Origin of the sequence: Bacteroides caecigallinarum (genome assembly GCF_021530995.1) — a bacterium.
GTDB classification, from domain to species: domain Bacteria; phylum Bacteroidota; class Bacteroidia; order Bacteroidales; family Bacteroidaceae; genus Phocaeicola; species Phocaeicola faecigallinarum.
Genome location: NZ_JADYTF010000161.1, coordinates 1 through 5662 on the forward strand (window position 1 = coordinate 1; position 5662 = coordinate 5662).

At 36.6% G+C, this 5662-nt stretch carries 3 protein-coding genes; all 3 read right to left on the bottom strand.

Annotated features, from left to right (window positions below):
* Positions 1-75: 75 nt before the first annotated feature.
* Complete coding sequence (locus tag I6E24_RS15130) at positions 76-1686, bottom strand: RagB/SusD family nutrient uptake outer membrane protein (protein WP_235329415.1); 1611 nt, start codon at positions 1684-1686, stop codon at positions 76-78.
* Positions 1687-1707: 21 nt separating this feature from the next.
* Positions 1708-4665, bottom strand: a complete 2958-nt coding sequence (locus I6E24_RS15135) for a SusC/RagA family TonB-linked outer membrane protein (protein WP_317218744.1) — start codon at positions 4663-4665, stop codon at positions 1708-1710.
* 281 nt (positions 4666-4946) lie between these two features.
* A partial coding sequence (locus I6E24_RS15140) for a site-specific integrase (protein WP_235329417.1) occupies positions 4947-5662 on the bottom strand: 716 nt, incomplete at its 5' end.

Below are 5662 nucleotides of genomic sequence, written 5' to 3' on the forward strand. Positions count from 1 at the left end.
ACTTTAACCTCAATAGGCTGATTATAAATGCGATTTCAAATAGTTTTATCTATTAAAAATGAGCATATTGACTTATCAATTTTGGTCACTTGAAGAAATCTGAGAGTTGTTCTCTATTTCTGAAATTGGTAATTGATAAAGGAAATTACGATCTTCCTGCTCGTGTCTAAATTTTGCAGCAGAGAAATGATTGTTGTTTTCTGCACCCCAAGTTTCATCTGTACGGTCAACAGGAATATTCAAACGACGGTTGTCAATATATTCCAAACCTTCACCCCAAAACTCAACACGTTTCTGATATATTATCTCCTCTATCAAATCAGCTTTGTTGCTAAATGTATATTCATAATCAGGTTGACGGGTTTTCATAAATTCATTGAGTTCTTTTACAGCATCATTTGATCCTTTATGAGCTAAAGCCTCTATTTTCATCAAATAAGCTTCCTCCGAACGCAAGTATATATAATCACCCAATTCCCATCCGGCAAATACTCCTGCCTTGATGTTTTCACGACCCGTACCGATAAATTTCACAGCCTGATATTCTACCGCTGCAGGTGATTTGGTGTCACGTAGCATTGTAACACGCTTAATTGAACCGTCTTCACCTTTAACGTCAGTTCCTGTAGAACGATCACAACAGAACCATTTCAAACGAATATCATTATCAGCAATACGGTCTACCAGCGGTTTGAAGGCAGCACGCCATACTCCGATACCGGCATACCCATCACCGTATGCATCCATCTGTGAGAAATAAGACATATATATAGTAGTATTATCAGCTGTAACATCGCATCCGTAAACAACATCAGGCAAGTTTATATTACTGAATCCCTGTAGTAAATTATCTTCACCTTTCAATATATCAAAATTGTCTATTACTACTTGTGCATACTCTATAGCCTTATCCCATTCTTGAGTAACCATATATGCACGAGCCAAATACATAGCTACTACACATCCGTCCATGTCAACAGGTGAGGAAGTACGTTCCATTCCTAATTCCTTAAACAGATTAAATGATGTAGTAAGGTCGTTTTTTATCTGCTCATGTATTTGCGCCACAGTGGCACGAGGCTGGTCTCCTTCTGTTTTCTCGGTTATAAGCGGTACACACGGAGATTGGGAATAATCATATTTTGATCCACGTCCCCACTTGGTTCCATCTACACCTGTATAGTAAGAATACTGATACAGATATGTCAGGTACAAGTAAGCATAACCACGGAATCCCATAGCAATAGCTCTGTATTTCAAGTTAGCCGGGTCTTTGCTTTCCGGGTCAATAAGTTTTAGAATATTATTGGCATTCGATATTACTCGATAGTATTCTTTCCATCTGTTATTTGTCGGTGTATAATTCTGCTGCCAGTAATCTATCATATAATGATAGAGACTCATTGCGAAACGACCGGTCATAATCATATCATTACCCATCAGTGATGTCAGATAGTCAAAACTCTTCTGGCCGAAATAATTATGACTCATATCTGTGTCAACATAACTTTGCATGTCAGAATACATACCTGCCACTGCTGCCGAAAATGTCTTGTCCGGATCCTCCTGAGCTACACTACCCAGTTGATCTTCTGTTAAATAAGCGGTAACGTCAGCGTCTTCAAGACACGATGTAAACAGGCCTCCGGCAATAAGTGCCTGTATCATATATTTCATTATCTTCATATACTATAATATATTTTTAAGTTAGAAAGAAAGGTTTATACCTCCAGAAATTACACGCATTGGAGAATATCCACCATAACTGCTGCTTGCACCAGCCATAGAAACGCGAGGATCAAAACCTTGACGTTTAGACCATAGTGCGAAGTTATCTGCGGTTACATAAATCCTCATTTTCTCAACACTTATTTTCTTCATCAAGTTCTTAGGCAATGTATATCCCAAAGTAATATTACGTATGCTGAAATAGCTTGCCTTTATCAGATTAAGATCTGATGATTGAGTAAATGAATTACCACTATCATTTGCATTCCAGATAGGTAATTTACCTTTTCCTGTTTCCGGATTGAAAGTATCCCACATATCTTTATTATGTCCTACATAGAATGATTGACTCATGCCATCCAAGTAAGAATAGTCATAAGCATAACCACCAATCTGGAAAGCTGTAGCTATAGAAAGATCAATACCTTTGTAAGAGAATGTAGTATTCAAACCACCATTAAAATCAGGCAGTGCAGATTTACCAAGGAAATATTTAGTTGCATCTGCATAAGTAGTAGTTGTTGTACGACCTACTACTTCATTGTTTTCATTTAACTCATCTTTATACCACATAGGTTTGCCTTCTTCATTCATACCTGCATACATGTAAGTATAGTATTCATAACGGCTTTTTCCTTCTCTTAAATTGAACAAACCATCTGTAATACCATCTTTACGATTCTCTTCAGGCAGTGTCAAGATACGATTCTTATAGTGAGAACCCACTACAGATACAGTCCATTTCAAGTCAGGTCTGTTGAAGATGTCAACATTCAAATCAAATTCGATACCTGCATTTTTCATTGCACCTAAGTTTTCCCAATTATATGGACGTCCAGCCGTAGAGAAAGCTACAGGACGTTGGAACAACATATCGTCTGTTCTACGGTAGAAATATTCGAATGAACCATATACTCTGTCAAACAAGCGGAAATCAGCTCCTACGTCAAAAGTGTTCTGTTTTTCCCAAGTCAAGTCCGGATTACCATAAAATACAGGTGAATATCCCAATTCAGAACCATTCCAAGTAACTTCGTATTGATCCATGTAAGGAGTATAGGCATAACTATATCCTGAAAGGATGTTTTCATTACCTTGAGTACCGTATGATGCACGTAGTTTCAAATCGTTAAGCCATGATTCTGTACCATTCATAAACTCTTCCTTGCTGATACGCCAAGCACCTCCTACTGACCAGAAGTTACCCCAGCGATTCAAGAAACGTGATGTACCGTCACGACGGAAAGCAGCAGAAAGATAATATTTATTATCGTAGTCATAGTCTGCCATAACAAAATATCCTTCTATATTATGGTCAACTGTATAACTGTCGATGTATTGCATCTGACCACCATTTACCAGTTCAGGATTATTAGGATTGAAGAAATTGGTTTTCTGTCCTTCCAGATATTTGAATTCATATTTATAAGCCTCATGGCCCATTTTTGCAGACAAATGATGATTGCCAAATGCGTTACTATAAGCCAAAATCTGGTTAAAGTTTGTAGTAATTGTGTTATAACTACCTTTTGTACCACGACCACCAAAAGACTGTCCATCACCTATTAAAGGTGTATAATAAGTAGTTGAACTGTTGTTGGTAAAATCATAACTGTAGTTTGCAGTAAATTTAAAATTCTTCAGGAAAGATATTTCTATATACGAACGTGAAGTCAGATTGTTATATACATTTTCACGGATATCTTCATTCATGTTTGCTATAACATTCTGATTGGTTGCAGTAGGGCGCTTTCCTGTACCGTCTGTTTCACCATTTCCGGCATCGTACATAGGTTCTCCGTTCTCATAATATTTCATATTTCCTTCTGCATCATAAGCATGAACCGGGTAGATTGGAGCCCAAGAACGTGCTACACTAAACGGATTGGACGCTAATCCGGCCCCTTCCTGCACTCCGTTCTGTGTGGTTTTTGAGTAACCAACATTTGTTCCTACTTTCAACCAAGACTTCAGTTGAGAATTAATATTTGCACGAGCTGTAAAACGATTATAAGAAGAGCCTAATACATAAGAATCGTTATCCAAGTATCCCATAGATACATAATAATCAGTCTTATCATTACCACCTGATGCAGATACATTATACTCCTGACGGAAAGCATTATTAAATAATGCGTCAGCAAAAGTGTCATTATAACGAAGACGAGCATTTGTGTTTAAATTTCCGTCCGGTGTCACCAAGTATTCTCCTTCAGGAATGATGAAGGCATTGTAATTTCCTAATTCGCTCAACAACAATTTACTAGCTTCCAAATTTGCGTCTTCAATTGACATTCCACTTGCCCATTGAGTGTTACGAATACCGTACCATGTCAAACGGTAAAATTCTCCTGGATCAGTAACCATATTGTAATCCTTATAAGCACGCTGAGTCACACCCCATGTACCATTAAAGTTTATAGATACTTTATCCTTACTTCCGCTTTTAGTTGTAACCATTACTACTCCACCTGCAGCACGCGAACCATACAAAGAGTTTGACACTGCATCTTTTGATACGTTAATAGAAGCAATATCCGCAGGGTTTATATCAGACAATCTACCATTAAAAGGTACACCATCAACAACAATCAAAGCTTCATTACTTGCAGACAAGGAACCAATACCACGTAAAACTATACTGGCATCGCTTCCAGGCTGACCTGTTGAACTTACAATTTGCAGACCTGCAACAGTTCCTTCCAAGGCATTTGTTACAGAAGTCGCTTGTGAGTTACTGATAATTTCTTTCTTAACACTACTGATAGAACCGACCAAGTCTTGTTTACGTTTAGTGCCATAAGCAACGACTGTCACTTCGTCCAATAGCTCCGAGTCAGAATGCAATTCCACCTTAACAATCTTTTGAATTGCCACTTCCTGTGTTTTCATTCCGATGAATGAAATAACCAAAGTTCCGGCCGAACTTTTACTTATTTACAAAATCTTTATATAAATAGTATATCTATTTTTCACTATGTTAGAAATGCTTGTATTATACCTCTTTTTATATTGGATCCGGCATAAGATAACTAAATCCTTTGAGGCGTAAAATATTAAAAAGAGAGGTTGAGTGTTCGACCGTTATTGTACGTTTTCTTACATCCTTATACCTCGAAAAAAACGTGGGCATGTTTCAAGTAAAACGTGCGCACGTTTTGAATCGAATGTGCGCACGTTTTAGATTGAATGTGCGTACGTTTGATCTATAATATTCTTCAAGCATTCTTTTCCAGATCATTCACAATACCTTGCGGAATAATGTCAGCATAATGCTGGGTAGTACGAATATTCTTATGTCCCAATAATTTCTGTACAGTAGTAATGTTTACACCTTTATATACAAGTAAAGTTGCATTTGTATGTCTGGCCGTATGAAATGAAATATGTGTACTGATACCTGCCAACATTTTTATTCTCTTTAGCTCCTTGTCAATACTTGAATTTGAATTTATTTTAAAAAAAGAACCTATGTCACAACTATACCTTTTTAATATAGACATTGCCTTACCATTAAAAAGAAGATATAGGGGCAATCTGGTTTCGACTTCTGTTTTTACAGATTTATACATTAACCATAATTTATTATCAATATTGATTAGATTCTCTTTAGTTAACGAACAAAAGTCTGAATATCTTAGTCCAGTATAGCAGCAAAATAGAAAGGCATCTAGCGTATGTAGCATTTTCTTGTTCTTTCCACACAATGACAAAGTTTCCAGTTTATACAGCTCTTCAGGCAGAAGAAATGTATATTTCGACTCACCTTTTAACATTTTGTATCTTCTAAATGCATCTTCATCGGTTTTAATTAATTTTTGGTTTATTGCTTCATTATAAAAACTTCTTAAATGCTTGATGTGCTTGATAATAGTGTTAATTTTATAATTTCTTGAAGTAAGAAACTTCTCAAATTCCATTATGTATTCATATG